The following is a 14911-nucleotide window of genomic DNA, read 5'->3' on the forward strand; positions in this document are numbered from 1 at the left end:
TGGCTTCCAGCCCTCATCCCAGGGCATGGGGTCGTCGGGCGGCTTGGGCATCGGATCGGTGATCGCCTTAAGCTCGGCGTACTCCTGATCGGACAGCAGACCGTCTCGGCGCAGACTGTCGATGTCATCCCAGGAGCCGCGCTCGTAGTCGTCGTAGTCGCGGATGCGGCCGAAGGTGTAGGGCCAGGTGCGCAGCCGGTCCATCATCTCCCGGCTGCTGATCTGCCCCAGGAAGCGCCGGAAGCCCAGCTCCTCCGGGGTCTCGGGACGCACCGGCTCCCCCCGCTCCATCTGCTGGCCCACGTGGGCCACGAACCTGGGTTCGGAGCCGGTGCGTTCAATCACCTGTTGGGGGGTCAGTCCCTGCCGCAGCAGCCGCTGAATCTCCCGATCACGATCAAACCGTGCCAGAACCTCGGCAGCGGTCTCCCGCATGTCGATACGCAGAGGACGGCTCCAGGTGTGCTGCGGCTGCCCCGGTTGTGGAGCCGGTGGCCACTGCGACATACCAGGCTGTTCCGGTGAGACCCGGCCGCTCATAAACAATCCTCCTGACCCGGACGCTAAGGAAATCGTTACTGTGACCTTATCGACACCACCCAGGCCAGTCAACCGGGCAGGCGGTCGATGATGGCCTGGACCTGGGTGGCGGTGGCGTCTACAACCTCCGGCGCCGGGGTGTTCCCGGTGTACCGGGTTGGGGGTGTCACTGGGGCTTCCAGCCCTCATCCCAGGGCATGGGGTCGTCGGGCGGCTTGGGCATCGGATCGGTGATCGCCTTAAGCTCGGCGTACTCCTGATCGGACAGCAGACCGTCTCGGCGCAGGTTTCGTATCTCGTCCCAGGAGCCGCGCTCGTAGTCGTCGTAGTCGCGGATGCGGCCGAAGGTGTAGGGCCAGGTGCGCAGCCGGTCCATCATCTCCCGGCTGCTGATCTGCCCCAGGAAGCGCCGGAAGCCCAGCTCCTCCGGGGTCTCGGGACGCACCGGCTCGCCGCGGTCTATCATGCGTTTTACGGTCAGGACGAAGCGCTCATCCTCCCCGGTGCGGTCAGCCACCTGTTGGGGGGTCAGTCCCTGCCGCAGCAGCCGCTCGAACTGCCGATCACTGTCAATCAGCGCCAGAACCTCGGCAGCGGTCTCCCGCATGTCGATACGCAGAGGACGGCTCCAGGTGTGCTGCGGCTGCCCCGGTTGTGGAGCCGGTGGCCACTGCGACATACCAGGCTGTTCCGGTGAGACCCGGCCGCTCATAAACAATCCTCCTGACCCGGACGCTAAGGAAATCGTTACTGTGACCTTATCGACACCACCCAGGCCAGTCAACCGGGCAGGCGGTCGATGATGGCCTGGACCTGGGTGGCTGTGGTATCCAGAACCTCAGCCTCCGGGGTGTTCCCGACGGTGATCTGGGGTGTCACTGGGGCTTCCAGCCCTCCTCCCACGGCAGGGGATCCCGCGGCGGCTAGTCGCGGACTGGACGGAAGACTGCTTGACCTCAGCCCTCGGCCCGGCCTTGGCGCCAGTAGCCCATGAAGGCTACCGCCCGCCGGTTCAGGCCCCGCTCGGAGACCAGGTGGCGGCGCAGGGCGCACACGGCACTTGCTTCTCCGGCCAGCCATGCGTACACGTCCGCCCGCATGAGGGCGGCCCCGCCGCGCGCGGTGCGCGGAACCTCCCACAGCAGTTCCCGGTCGACGTCGATCTTCTTGACCTCCTGTGGCTGTCCCTCCGGGATGAGCTCGGCCGCCGCCCGTCTCACACCCGCCACGAGCCTTTCTCCATGCGGGCCCCCGTCACGGGCAAGCGCGCGCACCTCAATACCCGGATGCGTCGGCAGGTAGGCGACATCGGCCGCCGCAGGCAGCTCGACTACGGTGATGCCTCGCGCGGACGCGGGCAGCTGCTCCAGAATCCTGGCGATCGCCGGGGCCGCCGTCTCATCCCCGCCGATCAGGAACCTGCCGGTGACGGCCGGAGGCAAGAAGTCCACCCCGCCGGGAGGCGTGCCGGCCGGCTGCGCGCTCAGCCAGGCCCGCGAGGGCCCCAGCAGCACCGCCGACGCACCCGGGCGGGCGCTCCCCAGCCAGCGGGACGCCGGGCCCAGCGGTGCGTGCACCACCATGTCGACGTCAACCTCGGCCCCGGTGGATGTACCGGAGAGGCTTGCGTCCCGGCCCCTCGCGAGTCGCACGCTGCGCGTGGTGTAGGTGCGCAGCGCCGGGCGCCGGTCGGTCGGCAGAGCCCGCCAGTGGTCGTACCAGTCCGCCCCCGTCGGCAGGTGCGCGTAACCCCCGTCCGCAGCCGGCAGCACCAGCTTGATCCGCTGGTCCCAGCCGGGATCGCCGAAGTCCTCCAGCTCGTCCCCGGTGAAGGTCACCCGCCGCAGATGCGGGGTGACATCCATAATCCGCTCCACCCGCACCGGGAAGAACCGGAACGGGACCGGACTCGTAGCGGTGCTCACGACGCCGCCCCCGCGTCCGCTGCGCCGACCACGTGGTGGCGTCCCTTGGGCAGCACCAGCGGCGTGGCCGAGACCGGATCGGTGATCACCTCGGCGTCCAGGCCGAACACCTCCCGCATCAGAGCCGGACTCACAACCTGCTCCGGCGTCCCTGCGGCCACTACCCGTCCTTCTCGCATGGCGATCACGTGATCGGCGTAGCGGGCGGCCAGGTTGATGTCATGCAGCACCATGACGATGGTGGTGCCGCGCTCCCGGTTCAGGTCGGTGAGCAGGTCCAGCACCTCCACCTGGTGGGTCAGGTCCAGGAAGGTGGTGGGCTCGTCCAGCAGCAACACGTCGGTGCGCTGGGCCAGCGCCATGGCGATCCACACCCGCTGCCGCTGCCCGCCCGAGAGCTCATCCACGCTCCGGTCGGCCAGCTGCGCGGTGCGGGTGGCCGCCAGCGCCTCCTCCACGATGAGCCGGTCCGTAGCGGAGGCGGAGCGGAACAGCCCCTGGTGCGGGTGCCGGGCCCGCCCCACCAGGTCGGCGACCACGATCCCCTCCGGCGCTATCGGCTGCTGCGGCAGCAGCCCGAGCCGGGTGGCAAGGCGCTTGGTCGGAATCGTGGTGACATCCCGGCCGTCAAGCAGCACCGAACCGGACATCGGCGCCAGAATCCGCGCCATGGTCTTCAACAGGGTCGACTTGCCGCAGGCATTCGCCCCCACGATCACCGTGATCGCGCCGGTGGGGAGGTTCAGGTCCACGCCGTCGACGACGGTGCGGTGCCCGTACCCGGAGCGCAGCTCCCGCGTGGAAAGGGCGCGCGGCACGGCCCGACTCGGTTCGGCGGCGCCTGGAGGCGCTGTCGCCATCGAGCTGGCTGTTTCCGTGCCGACGACTGCCGCCGCATCGCCTTCAGCGGCTGCGCTCCCGGCGACGGCTGCATGCGCGAGAGCTTGAGCATCCGCTGCACTCATGCGGCTGCCCCCTCCTGATTGAGACGGACTACTTGAAGCAGCAGATACGGTGCCCCAACGATCCCGGTTACCACCCCGACCGGAAGCGCCGTCGGGAAAAAATACTGACCTGCCAGGTCCGCTCCCAGCACGATTGCCGCTCCCATAAGCGCCGACGGCGCCAGCAGTGCCCGATCAGTGCGGCCCACCAGGCGGGCGGTGACCGGTCCGGCCAGGAAAGCCACGAAGGCAATCGGGCCGGTGGCCGCCGTCGCGAAGGCCGCCAGCGCCACCATGGACAGCAGGAGCACCAGCCGGGTGCGGCCAACCGCTACCCCCAAGGCGGTGGCCATCTCCTCGCCCAGTGACAGGGTCGTCAGGTCCCTGCCCATCCACAGCAGCACCCCGCCCAGGATGACGACGGCGCCGGCCAGAAGCGGCACCTGCTCCCAGCTCGCACCGGCCAGCGACCCCGACAGCCAGCGCACGGCGTCGGCGACGTTGTAGATGGAGGCCTTAAGCTGCATGTAGGAAATCAGCGAGGAGAACATGGCCGAGACCCCGATGCCGATCAGGATCAGGCGCCCGCCCTGCATGCTGCCCGCCCCTGACAGCAGGTAGATGACCAAGGCCGTGCCCAGGCCACAGCCCAGCGCCAGCAGGTTCACGCGCATGCCGGACCAGCCCAGCACCAGGATCGCGAACACCGCCGCAGTCGACGCTCCGGAGGTGATGCCGATGATGTCCGGACTGGCCAGCTGATTGCGCAGCATCGTCTGCGAGGTGCGGCCGGCCATCCCGAATGCCACTCCCGCCAGCAGCCCCAGCAGGGCGCGCGGAAGCCGCAACTGGCCGACGGCGAAGGAAGCCCCCGGCACCTGGCGGCCCGCGATTACGGCGATCACGTCGGCGGGGGAGTACCAGGTGGGGCCGGACAGCACCGTCAGCCACCACAGTGCCGCCACCAGCAGCGCCAGTGCGGCCGTGACCGCCAGGTAGCGGCGGTGACGACGGCGTCGGCCAGGTGCGGTGAACCCGGGGGCCGGGGCGTCTGGGGGGAAGCCGGGTATGGGGCGGGCGGTAGCCGCTCCCGGAGCATCCCTCGCTGCGGAGGGCGCGGACGCCGTACCGGCGGGGGCGCTCACAACTCACGCACCTTTGCGCTGCGGGCAATCGCGATGAGTACCGGGGCACCCACAAAGGCGGTCACCACGCCCACGCTCACTTCGCTCGGACGGGCGATCACCCGCCCCACTACGTCAGCGAAGGTCAGCAGCGCCGCCCCGCCCAGGGCCGACAGCGGCAGCAGCCAGCGGTTATCGGGACCGACGAGCATCCGCACGGTGTGCGGCACCATCAGCCCGACGAAGCTGATCGGGCCGGCCAGCGCCGTCGTCGTCGCACAGGCGATCACGCCCGCGGCCGCGGCCAGCAGGCGGGTGCGCCCGACCTTCACCCCTAGGCCCACGGCCATCTCCTCACCCAGCGCCAGGGAGTTGAGCGGCCGGGCGACGACGGCAGCCAGGGCGGCGGCGAGCAGGAGCAGCGGCGCGACTGTTGCCAGCGCCGCCCACGTGCCCCGGCCCAGGGAGCCGACCTGCCAGAAGCGGAAGTCGGTCAGCCCCTCGGCCCGCGGCAGCAGGATCGCACTGATCAGGCAGGATAGGGCCGCGCTCGTGGCCACCCCGGCCAGGGCCAGCTTGACCGGTGTGGCACCGCCGGGGCCGAGCGACCCGATGGCGTAAACGAAGACGGCGGTCGCCCCCGCGCCGGCCATCGCCACCCACAGGTACTCCCACAGGGAGGAGATATGAGCGAAGGCGATGGCGACGACGATCGCCAGTGACGCCCCGGTATTGATGCCGAGGATGCCCGGATCGGCAATCGGGTTGCGGGTGACTGCCTGCATGAGCGCCCCGGAGGTCCCCAGCGCCGCGCCCGCGACCACGGCGGTGGCGGTGCGCGGCACCCGCTCGGCGACCGCCAGCGCACCGAGGGACTCACCGCGCCCGGCCAGACCGCTGAGGATCTCGTCAATGCCCACCACGCGCGCGCCGAAGGCGATCGAGCAGACGACCGCGAGTGCCAGCAGGATGAGGAGGAGGCCGATGGCCGCGAGCGGCCGACGGGCGTGACCTCGTTGGGACGACCGGGCCTGCGCCGGCCCGGCGGGAGAGTCGGGTGCGGTAATCGGCGGTGGCCCAGGACGGGACGGGGCGAGCTGGCTATGGGCGGTCACTGGTGTTCGCTCAGGCTCGGGCGGCGTCTGCCTTGTCAGCGGCGGCGGCGATCAGAGCGACGTAGTCCTTGATGCCCCACGGGATGGACAGTGGGCCGGGGTTGGTGGATGCCGACAGCGGGGTGCCGTTGCCGACGAACGCGACCGCGCCGTTCTTGATCGCCGGGATGGTGCCCACCAGGGGGTCGGCCTGCAGTGCGGCCAGGTCGGACTCCTCCCCGTACATGATCATCACGTCCACGTCCGCCACCTGGTCCGCGTTCTCGCTGGAGACGTCAGTGTAGAAGATCTCCGGGTCGGCGTCGGAGACGGTTTGCACGGATGCTGGGATGGTCATGCCCAGGTCGGTCATGAAGGCGGTGCGCGGGTCGGCGGTGGTGTAGAAGCCGATCGTGGAGGTGTCGGACTCACTTAAGTAGAAGAAGGCCGCCGACTTGCCGGCGATCTGCGGGTGCTGGCCGACGGCGTCGGCGATTTGCTGCTCCAGGTCGGTGACCAGGTCCTCGCCCTGCTCACTCATGCCCATGGCCTGGGAGTCCAGGCGGATCATCTCCCGCCACTTGGTCCCCCAGGGCACTCCCGGGTAGGCGATGGTGGGGGCGATCTTCGTGAGGGTGTCGTACTCCTCCTGGCTGAGGCCGGAGTAGGCGGCCAGGATGACGTCGGGAGCGGTCTCGGCGATAGCCTCGAAGTCGTAGCCGTCGGTGTCGTCGAACAGGGCCGGCTCAGCGGCGCCCGCGGCCACCTGCTCGTCTACCTTCTGCTTAGTCCACTCCAGCATGCCGGAGCCGTCCGCTACGCCCCATTCCTGGCGCGACAGGCCGGCGGGCATGACGTCCAGGGCCAGGGCGACGTCGTGGTTGCCCCAGGCGATTGCGGTGAAGCGGGAGGCGCCGGCGGGGATGGTGGTGGTGCCGAAGGCGTGCTCGACGGTGATCTCCTGCGTCGTGGCTGTGGCGCCGTCGTTGGATGCAACATCGGCGGGCGCGGACGCGGGGGTTGAGTCGGAGCTGCAGGCGGCCAGGAACGCGGCGGCGGGAAAGGCCAGGCCGCCCAGCAGGAAGGACTTACGGTTTATGGTCACAGCGGTTTGCTCTCAGTCGCGGGCAAGTGAACAGCTAGAACACTAGCTGAGGTGAGGCTGACCTCATAGACGGGTTGGCGTGCGATGCCCCACGCCGCTCCTCCAGGCCGGGCGAGACCGGCGGGAGGCAGGTACCAGCGCCGGGGACGACCAGCCCGCAGGCCGGGTAGGACTCGGTTGCCGGGAACGGCGGGACCCGTACCTGCGGTGCTCGCGAACCTGGCCCATCCACCGAGCCGATCGCCTACGTTTACTCGGGAGGATGCCACGCAGCCACGTAGGCCCGCATCCACCCGAGACGCGAAGGAGCGAATATGAGTCCGCAAGGCAACAACGGTCCGGGCGAGGACACCGCAATCGACCCCCGCGAGGCGGAGGTGCGGCGGCGTATGGCCGCCCAGGAGCTGTACCTTGACGAGGGCCCGGGACTGGAGGCGCTGACCGAGCAGCGCATCCACGGCAAGGAGCTGGCCGCCGCCTACAACGCCACCTCCCCGCGCGACGCAGCCGGGCGCCGTCGCCTCTTGGAGGAGATCTTCGGCGAGATCGGTGAATACGTGTGGGTGGAGCCGCCGCTGCACGTCGCCTATGGCATCCATACCCGTGTGGGCTCCCCCGTGTACGCCAACGCGGGCCTGCAGATAATCGACGACTCCCCGGTGACCATCGGCAACCGGGTGATGTTCGGGCCGCGCGTGATGATCGCTACGGCCGGTCATCCCATCCATCCGCAGGCGCGCGATCACGGTCAGCAGTTCTCCGCCCCGGTGGTGATTGAGGACGACGTGTGGATCGGCGGGAATGTGACGATCCTGCCGGGCGTGACCATTGGTCGTGGCTCGGTAGTCGCCGCGGGCGCCGTCGTGAACGCCAATGTGCCACCCATGGTGGTGGCCGGCGGCGTGCCCGCTCGGGTGCTGCGCGAAATCACCGACGCCGACCGTGACTGGTCCTACCGGGCGCCGCGTACGCTGCCGGTGCCCGGCAGGCAGTCAGGGGACGATCGCGCCTGAGGCGCCCGGCGCACGAAGTCCTGTCTCGCGCACCACTTCCGCTCTCACGTACGCGTTTCAGAGCCGGCCGACTGCCAGAACCGGGGCAACCTCCAAAACGCGTACGTGTGGCGGGAACGCGTACGTCAGAGGCGGATCAGTCCTGGCGGGCGAGGTCGGCGGCGCCGATGAGCCCAGCCTCCTGGCCCGAGGAGGAGATGACGATCGGAATCTCGGGGCGGTGGGCGCGCGCCGTCAGGTGCTCGGCGAAGCTCTTGCGGACCGGGTTCAGCAGGATGTCGCCGGCCTCGGTCAGGCCGCCGGCCAGCACAACGACCTCGGGGTCGAGCACGGCGCACAGGTCGGCCAGTCCCAGGCCGAGCGCGCTGCCCAGGTGGGCATAGCACTCCAGGGCGGCCGGGTCGCCCTCGCGGGCGGCGGCCGTGACGGCCTTGCCGGATATCCTGTTCTGGTCGCCGCCGGAGAGCTCAATGATGCGGGCGGCGTAGTCAGGCCGGAACTTGGCCAGCTCCCAGCCGTTGACGCCCAGCGCAGTGCCGGAGGCGTAGCGCTCCAGGCACCCGCGCTGGCCGCAGCCGCAGGGACGCCCGTCCGGGACGACGTTGATGTGGCCGATCTCCGCGGCGAATCCAGCGGCGCCGCGCACGAGGTGGCCGTCGATGATGACGGCGCCGCCGACGCCCGTTCCCAGCGTCACCACCAGCACGTTCTTGGCGCCCTCGCCGCCGCCGAAGCGGGCCTCGGCCCAGCCGGCCGCATTGGCGTCATTCTCAACGACTACCTTCTTGCCTGTGCGGGCGGAGATCTCATCGGCGATGCGAGCGCCGGTCCAGTCGAGGTTGGTGCCGTAGACCATGGTGTTGCGGTCCGAGGAGGTGAAGCCCGCGGCTCCCACGCCGATGGCCTCGACGTCGTAGCGTGAGGCGAGCTCGTTGGCTACTTCCGCGATGGTGGTGAAAATGGCTTCGCGGCTGGTGGCGGGGGAGTCGCGCCGTACGGTTGCCAGTACAGTGCCGTCCTCGTCGACGACGCCTGCGGCGATCTTCGTTCCACCCACATCGACGCCGATGCTCAGTGCCATAGTCAGTCTCCTGGTTCCCTCAAAGTCCGATATGTCTTCCAATGACCTGCCGCACGGGGCGACGGCGCCCCTGTTCCTCGCCGGCTCGTGCCGGTCGCGCGGAGATCTATGAGCCTATTGTGACAGGCGCAATGGGACTGGCCAACCGTCGTCCGCGGCCACATCGGCCCGCCCCGGGCGCAAGCCCCTCACTCGGCCGCAGCGGCCTGCTCGAGGATGGTGGCTCGGATATAGTCCGCGGGCACGTAGCCGGAGATATAGGCGTCGTTGACGATGAAGAAGGGAGTGCCGGTGATGCCCAGGTCGTAGGCGTGCTGCTTGGCGTCGTCGACCGCCTGCACGGTCTGCGCGGCGGTCATGTCGGAGCGGAACTGCCCCAGGTCGGGCACGCCCGCCTGCTTGGCGAAGGCGACCAGGGAGTCCTCGGTGTACTCGGGGTGCTCAGTCGGGTCGGTGGCGGCGTATACGGCGTCGTGGAACTCCCAGAACTTTCCCTGCTTTCCGGCGGCGAGGCCGGCCTGCGCAGCCAGCGGGGACGTCGCAGTGATCTGGGCGAGGTCGCGCCACTCCACGCGCAGGGTACCGTCCTCAACCAGGTCCTCCAGCGCAGGGTCCACCTCTTGCGCGAACTGGGTGCAGTACGGGCAGGCGAAGTCGGAGTAGACCACCATCACCACTGGGGCGTCGACGTCGCCCTTGGCCTGGACGTCACCGGGGTCACGCCTGACTTCCCCGTGCAAGATCGCCAGCAGGTCGGGGTCGGTCTGCGAGGGCGCGGCGGCCTGGGCCGTCGTCGTCTGCGCCGTATCGGCTGCCGAAGCCTCCCCAGTCGCCGACGCGCCTGCGCCGGACCGGTCGGGCCGCATCGCCAGGATGATCGCAATTACTGCGAGCAGGATCGCAATCACGATGAGCAGGGAGACGATGAGCGGATTGCTGCGGGTCCGCTGGCCGGATGCGGTACCGCCGGTGAGTGACGTCATGAGGGCAGTCTTTCAGAGCCGACGGCGACGCCGCTTGCCGCCGGGCCCTTCAAGAGCTCGCGTTAGGCGGCATCTCGGTAAAGGGCACGGCTGGCTGAGCGGCGTCGGCCGCCGCCATATCAACCGACCTCGGCACGTAACGTCTACCGACCTCGGCGCAGGGGGTGGTGAGCGGTCAGGCCCCCGCGGAGTCGTCGCCGTCGGAGGAGGCGAAGCGCTGCATCATGTCGGTCAGGCTGGTGCCCGTCAGCGAGCGCATGACGGCATCGAGCTGCTCGACGTTGCCGGCCACCGCCTTGGGCAGCGCGGAGGCGCCCTCGGTGGAGATGATCGACATGTCCTTGACACTGCCCAGCGGCTCGGCCAGGGCGCGGGCGATCTCCGGCGCCTTGTCCAGGATCATCTGCTGGGTGGCGGCCCGCCCGTACTTGGCCAGGGCGTCGGCCTTGTCACTCATGGCCTTCGCCTCCGCCTCACCGGCGGCGCGCACGGCCTCGGCCTCGGCACGACCGCGGGCGGCAATGGCCTCGGCCTCGGCCTGCGCCTGCGCGGCGGTGGCGCGGGCCTGAGCCTCGGCCCGGGCGACGGTGGCCTGCGCCTGCGCCTCGGCGTCCAGCCGGGTGCGCTCGGCCTCGGCCTCGGCACGGCGAATCGACTCCGCCTTGGCGGCCTCGGCCTCCTGCTCGCGCTGGTAGCGGGCGGCGTCGGCGGGCTTGCGCACGGTGGAGTCCAGCTCACGCTCGGTCAGGGCGGCCTTGGCCTCGGCGGCCTCCTGCTCGATGACGGCGATCTCCCGCTTCTTGGCGGCGCGGGCCAGCGGGCCGGCGGAGTCGGCCTCCGCCTGCGCCTTGTCGGTCTCCGCCTTGAGCTGAGCCTGGCGCAGCGCCAGGTCGCGCTCGCGCTCGGCGATCTGCTGGCGCGAGGACACCTCGGCGTCCTTGGCCTCCCGCTCGGCGTTGGCGCGCGCCACGCGGGCATCCTTAGCCACTCGCTGCTGCTCGGGCACGCCCAGGGAGTCGATGTAGCCGGAGGCGTCGGTGATCTCCGAGATCTGCAGCACATCGATCTCCAGGCCCATGTTGGCCATGACGGACTTGGCGTCGTCGAACACGTTCTGCTGAAGGGCGTCGCGGTCGGAGATCAGGTCGGTGACCGTCATGTGGCCGATGATGGAGCGCAGCGAGCCGATCAGGGCGTCACGGGAGGAGTCGGCGATCGCCTGGTCCGTGTTCGGCTTGCCCAGGAAGCGCTTGGCGGCGGCCCGCACCTGCTGGTCGGAGTCGCCGACCTTCACGGCGGCGACGGCGGAGACGGAGACGTTGATCTTGTTCTCGTCCTCGGCGGTCACCTGGAAGCCGATGGTGTTCTGGGTGAAGGGCAGGTACTGGATGGACTGGATGATCGGCAGGACGAAGTCGCGCCCACCGGGGCGGATGATCTTGACCTCGCCGTTGCGAGTGGATCCGGAGACCAGGCCCGTCAGGTTGGAGGGCACGACGACGACTCGGGAGAGCATGTAGGTACCCAGCAGAATCGCCAGGACGATGACGGCAATGATGGCGTAGAGCATTCAGCCTGCTTTCGTGGGTTCTTGTGGTTGCTGTGGCTTGGAGGACGAGGCGTGGCGGTCGGGGGCGGCGGACGGTCGCCTCACGGCGTCCGGCCGCTGCGGCTAGCCGGCGGGAGCAGGCGGACGATTCACGGGACGTGACGCCGGCTCGGTGGGGGCGGGTGGGTCTATCCGGCCGACGACGAGTGTGTCATCCGCGGTCGTGTCCACCACCCAGGCGACGGCGCCGGTCCGCAGGACGTCGTCGGAGCGCGCGGGCAGGGTCGCCTGATGCCCGCGGGAGGTGGCCATGACCTCGCCGCGGCCGTCCTTCCACCACACCACCTGCACTTCACTGCCAACCAGCTCGCCGACCGTCAGGGGTGTGGCGTTGCGCGGCATGGAGCGGCGCAGTCGCCGCCACACGGCGCGCGTGACCGCCCCGGCGACGACGGCGAGTCCCAGCGGGACGCCGATCAGCACCGGCGTGGACAACCGCTCGCCGGCCAGTGCCTGCACGCCCATGCCGACGGCGCCGAACACGCCCAGAGCACAGGCGAGCACCGGCAGGGAGCCGTCGAACAGCAGGTCGTCCAGGCCGTCGAAAAGGCCGTCGAGCAGTAGCGAGAGCGCCAGGGCGCCGCAGCCGAGGACGGCGCACCACATGAACAGGGACATGTCCGCCTCTCCGGGCCGGGATGGCCGCTCGACTACCGCTTTGCTTACGCCCGGATTGTTACATAGCGGGAGGTTACGGGGAATGCCCGTCCCACGAGCCGGGCAGTGTGCCGATGGGGAGTTCTGCCCACCGCGCCCCGCCGGGTCTCAGGAGACCCGGCGTGCCAGCTGGTAACCGCCTTCGTCCAGCACCAACTCGTATACGGCCCCGTTTTGCGACTGGCCGGTGGCCCAGGCGGCGGCGTCCGTGGGCGGGTTGCCTCCCCAGGCGGAGGACAGGGAGTCCACGACCACGTAGTCGGTGTCGACCTCGGAGGTGCCCACCCAGTACACGGTGTGGTCGGGGACCAGGTAGGCCAGCAGGCCCAGGTCCGTCTCCACGCTGGCGCCGGCGGGTATCAGGTCCATGACCTGCGCGGCCGCCTGAGTACGGGGCGACGGGGCGCCATAGCCGGAGCGCGTTATGGACCACAGTGGCAGGTCACGGAGCGTGAGCAGGCCGGTCGCCAGTGGTAGGACGACGCCGAGGGCCGCCGCCCAGCGGGCCCACATCGGCACGGCCGACCAGCCCGGCGTCGCGTGTGGTGCCTCCGGGTCCGGTTGCTGCGTGCCCGGGGTCGGCGTGCCCGGCACTTCGGTGGCCGGTGCGTCGGGCGCTGCCTGGAGCCGGGCGACGGCGTCGAGCAGGGCACCCAGCGCAATCGGGATCAGGATCGCGTTGTAATGCCAGTTCTGCCAGCCCCAGTAGAACTCGTTGGAGGACAGGAAGCGCCAGGAGAGGGTGGGCAGCACCAGCGCCATCCAGGGGGAGGTGAGCCCAATGAGTCCCGCCGTGCCCACCAGCGCTCCGAGGGTCTGAAGCTTGACCTCGGAGGAGAGCAGCCGGGCGATGAGGCTCGTGTCCGCGCCTCCGCCCCCGGTCAGGCCGTACTCCCAGGTGCCTGAGGGACTCAGCGCCGGCAGGAGGACCAGCACTGTCAGCAGGAAGGCGGCGGCGCCGAACAGGGCCACCAACACGCCCAGGCGGGCGGTGCTCAGGCGCCGCCACCAGGCCGGCCCGCGGTGCGTGGGCTGCTGCGCCGCCCCCTGCCAGCCGCGCAGGGCGATGGCCAGACCCGCCATTAGCACCGTCAGCCCCAGGTCCTCCTTGATCAGGACCAGGGGGGCCAGCCACAGCGCACAGCTGCGCCAGCGCCCCTCGACGAATGCGACTGCGGCCCAGGCCAGCAGCGGCACCGCGAAGGCGATCTCGTGGAACTGGGAGGCCACTGCCCCCTGGAAGCCCCAGGAGAGCACATAGAACAGCCCCAGCACTGTTGCGGCCAGACGGCCCAGCAGGCGGGTCGCCAGTCGGGTCAGGGGCCAGGCGGAAATGGCGAGCAGCAGGTCCTGGACCACCAGGAGTGCCAGCGGGGTGGGAAACAGCCGCCACACCGGGCCCAGCAGTACCAGCAGCGGGTGGAAGTGGTCGCCCAACAGGTTGTAGCCCTCACCCTTGATCGGGACGACCGGCGCCTCCAGGCGTGAGTAGGCCTTGGCCAGCTCGGAGAAGATCGCCAGGTCCCAGCTGGGCACCTGCATGGCGCGCCACTGACCCACCGAGTAGACGATCATGGCGGCGGCCCCGACGACGACGGCCAGAGCGGCCGGAAGACCGTCAAGCAGCCGCGTGAGCGGTCGGTCAGGGCGGAGGCGGGCAGCGGTCATCAAAGCGAGCTTACCCAGGCGCCGTCGGGCGGGCGGGGATACCAGGTGATACCGGGCAGGTCGGGGCGCCCTCCGGCCGAGGGCGCGCAGCGCTCAGTGCAGCTTTACCGTGCCGAAGACGATGTTGGTGTGGTGGGGGCGCCGGGCGTCTGGGATGAAGTGGCGGTAGTCGACTGTGACGCCGGCCTCCGCGAAGTCCTGCAGGAGGTCATGCGGCGTGACCAGGAACAGGTCTGAGGTGCGGGTCTCCTTACCGCGGGCGAGGGTGACCTGCCGACGGCGGTGCGCGTGGTCGATCCGCTCGGTCAGGGTGATGCCGGGGCGGGCGGTGAAGGTGGCGTGGGCCGGTGCTTCCGGGCGCACGTGCTCGGCGGAGAGAATAAGGCGGCCACCGGGCGCCAGGTGGGCGGCGGCCAGGCGGATGGTTGCGCGGCGCTGATCCGGGCCCAGGGCGGTGATCGACCCGGCTGATATGCACACGGCCTTGAAAGGCTCGTCGAAGAGGAAGTCGGTCATGTCGGCCTGGCGCACTTCAACGCGGGAGGCCAGATTAGCGCGGGTGGGCTGCAGGTCATGCAGGCGCGCAGACAGCAGGTCGAGTGGTTCCTGCTGGGAGTCCGTGGCCAGTACGCGGTGGCCGGCGGCGGCCATCGGCAAAGTGACAGGACCGGCGCCGCAGGCGAGCTCCAGCACGCGCAGCTCGGCCAACTCCGGTTCTTGAATGAAGGAGAGCAGATCCAGAACGGATTGGATCTCCGTCTCGTCGCACAGGGAGAGCAGCGGCGTGCGGGCGTCGCTGTGACGGGTGCGGTCATCGGTGAGGGGCAGTGCGGTCATCGCGCCTCACCGGTCCCGCGGTGGCGGTTGCCGTCGCGGCCGCCAATGTGTGCGGAGGTTGAGCCCGTTAGGCCGCGTGTTGACCGGCTGGCGCTGTGATTCATGTGGTTGCTCCGGGGATCGGTTTGAGGATCGACGCGTTAGTGGTGCGCCGACGGTGAGCTCGGGCGTGATCGGGATGACCCTGGCCCGGGCGGTTGCTAGTGACGTCAGGTATTCCACTCCCGTCGGGAGCGAAGCCAATCGGCCGATTGGGGGGATCGATAGGCGGAGAGCAGGCGTTTGGGGGGAAGGTCGGGGCAGAATACAGCGGCGGGGGGGGGGGGGGGGG

The 14911-nt window shown here is 70.0% G+C and carries 14 protein-coding genes; 1 reads left to right on the top strand and 13 read right to left on the bottom strand.

Going from position 1 to position 14911, the window contains the following annotated elements; all coding sequences use genetic code 11:
- The 7 genes from GZ997_RS12515 to GZ997_RS12085 form a co-directional block, all read right to left on the bottom strand.
- Positions 1-435: hypothetical protein (locus GZ997_RS12515; protein WP_203234256.1), on the bottom strand; the 435-nt coding region annotated here is incomplete at its 3' end.
- A 271-nt stretch (positions 436-706) separates the two neighbouring features.
- A complete protein-coding gene (locus tag GZ997_RS12060) occupies positions 707-1147 on the bottom strand; it encodes a hypothetical protein (RefSeq protein ID WP_162680063.1) in 441 nt (146 codons plus the stop codon).
- A 349-nt stretch (positions 1148-1496) separates the two neighbouring features.
- The gene (locus tag GZ997_RS12065; protein WP_343212340.1) at positions 1497-2465 is read right to left on the bottom strand and encodes a siderophore-interacting protein; all 969 of its coding nucleotides are present in this window, start codon (positions 2463-2465) and stop codon (positions 1497-1499) included.
- Positions 2462-3325, bottom strand: a complete 864-nt coding sequence (locus GZ997_RS12070) for an ABC transporter ATP-binding protein (RefSeq protein WP_162680070.1) — start codon at positions 3323-3325, stop codon at positions 2462-2464. Before GZ997_RS12070 ends, GZ997_RS12065 begins: the two co-directional genes overlap by 4 nt.
- A 101-nt stretch (positions 3326-3426) precedes the next feature.
- Positions 3427-4554, bottom strand: a complete 1128-nt coding sequence (locus tag GZ997_RS12075) for an iron ABC transporter permease (protein WP_343212341.1) — start codon at positions 4552-4554, stop codon at positions 3427-3429.
- Positions 4551-5648: an iron ABC transporter permease gene (locus tag GZ997_RS12080; protein ID WP_308807186.1), complete on the bottom strand. Its 1098-nt coding sequence runs from the start codon at positions 5646-5648 to the stop codon at positions 4551-4553. Before GZ997_RS12080 ends, GZ997_RS12075 begins: the two co-directional genes overlap by 4 nt.
- A 10-nt stretch (positions 5649-5658) precedes the next feature.
- Positions 5659-6732: an iron-siderophore ABC transporter substrate-binding protein gene (locus tag GZ997_RS12085; RefSeq protein ID WP_162680064.1), complete on the bottom strand. Its 1074-nt coding sequence runs from the start codon at positions 6730-6732 to the stop codon at positions 5659-5661.
- A gap of 314 nt (positions 6733-7046) precedes the next feature.
- On the opposite strand from GZ997_RS12085, the gene GZ997_RS12090 reads away from it, so the two are divergent.
- Positions 7047-7745 (top strand): sugar O-acetyltransferase, encoded by a 699-nt coding sequence (locus GZ997_RS12090; protein WP_162680065.1) that lies wholly within the window; start codon positions 7047-7049, stop codon positions 7743-7745.
- A gap of 136 nt (positions 7746-7881) precedes the next feature.
- Here GZ997_RS12090 and GZ997_RS12095 read toward each other — a convergent pair whose 3' ends face one another.
- The 6 genes from GZ997_RS12095 to GZ997_RS12120 all read right to left on the bottom strand — a co-directional run bounded on the left by GZ997_RS12095 (position 7882) and on the right by GZ997_RS12120 (position 14580).
- Positions 7882-8826 (bottom strand): ROK family glucokinase, encoded by a 945-nt coding sequence (locus GZ997_RS12095; RefSeq protein ID WP_161923246.1) that lies wholly within the window; start codon positions 8824-8826, stop codon positions 7882-7884.
- Positions 8827-9014: 188 nt separating this feature from the next.
- Positions 9015-9809 carry a thioredoxin domain-containing protein gene (locus GZ997_RS12100; RefSeq protein WP_162680066.1) on the bottom strand — a complete coding sequence of 265 codons (795 nt, stop codon included), beginning with the start codon at positions 9807-9809 and terminating at the stop codon, positions 9015-9017.
- A 175-nt stretch (positions 9810-9984) separates the two neighbouring features.
- Complete coding sequence (locus GZ997_RS12105; protein ID WP_161923248.1) at positions 9985-11379, bottom strand: flotillin family protein; 1395 nt, start codon at positions 11377-11379, stop codon at positions 9985-9987.
- A 102-nt stretch (positions 11380-11481) separates the two neighbouring features.
- On the bottom strand, positions 11482-12036 hold the full coding sequence (locus GZ997_RS12110; RefSeq protein WP_238994453.1) for a nodulation protein NfeD: 555 nt from the start codon (positions 12034-12036) through the stop codon (positions 11482-11484).
- Positions 12037-12183: 147 nt separating this feature from the next.
- Positions 12184-13743 (bottom strand): DUF2079 domain-containing protein, encoded by a 1560-nt coding sequence (locus GZ997_RS12115; RefSeq protein ID WP_162680067.1) that lies wholly within the window; start codon positions 13741-13743, stop codon positions 12184-12186.
- 93 nt (positions 13744-13836) lie between these two features.
- Complete coding sequence (locus GZ997_RS12120) at positions 13837-14580, bottom strand: class I SAM-dependent methyltransferase (protein WP_162680068.1); 744 nt, start codon at positions 14578-14580, stop codon at positions 13837-13839.
- Positions 14581-14911 lie beyond the last annotated feature (331 nt).

This window comes from Actinomyces sp. 565 (assembly GCF_010365615.1).
In the GTDB taxonomy this organism is placed as follows: domain Bacteria; phylum Actinomycetota; class Actinomycetes; order Actinomycetales; family Actinomycetaceae; genus Actinomyces.